Annotated in this window: 1 protein-coding gene; it reads left to right on the top strand. The window is 71.6% G+C overall.

From position 1 onward, the window contains the following. The coding region (locus JHN45_RS52630) for an ADP-ribosylglycohydrolase family protein (protein WP_201056620.1) at window positions 1-609 on the top strand (609 nt) is incomplete at its 5' end. Window positions 610-689 lie beyond the last annotated feature (80 nt).

Genomic DNA, 689 nt, shown 5'->3' with positions numbered 1-689 from the left:
GGCGCCCTGATCCGCGCCGACGTCCACGGCTGGACCAACCCCGGAGACCCTGGCGCGGCAGCCGAACAGGCCCACCGCGACGCCACCTTGACCCACACCGCGAACGGCGTCTACGCGGCGATGTTCACGGCGGCCGTCATCGCCACCGCGGCCACCGACACCCACGACATCCACACCTGCCTGCGCACGGGACTCACGGTCGTCCCGCCCGACTCCCGCCTAGCCAAGGCCGTCCACCACTCCCTCCAACTGGCCCGCAAACACCGGGACTTCGACGCCGTGGTGGACGAACTCCACGCCACCCACGCGCGCACCCACCACTGGGTCCACGCGATCCCGAACACCGCCCTGATCGCCGCCGCCCTCACCCACGCGGACGGCGACTTCACCGACTCCATCTGCCGTGCGGTGTCGGGCGGTTGGGACACGGACTCCAACGGCGCGACCGTCGGCTCCGTTTCGGCCCTGCTCGCGGGCGGCCCGGCCGCTCTCCCCGACCGCTGGACGACCCCCCTCAAGAACCGACTCGCCACCTCCGTAGGCGACTTCAACGGCATCGGCTTCGACACCCTCGCCCGGCTCACCCACCAGGAGACCGCCCACCCATGACCCTCATCGCCGTGCTCGGCAGCACGAACATGGACCTCGTCGCCTACGTCACGAAGGCCCCGCGGCGCGGAGAGACCGTG

This window comes from Streptomyces sp. MBT53 (assembly GCF_016654115.1).
Classification (GTDB): Bacteria; Actinomycetota; Actinomycetes; order Streptomycetales; family Streptomycetaceae; genus Streptomyces.
Note: the sequence above shows the minus strand (reverse complement) of the source record. Positions and strands in the feature narration are given on the sequence as shown.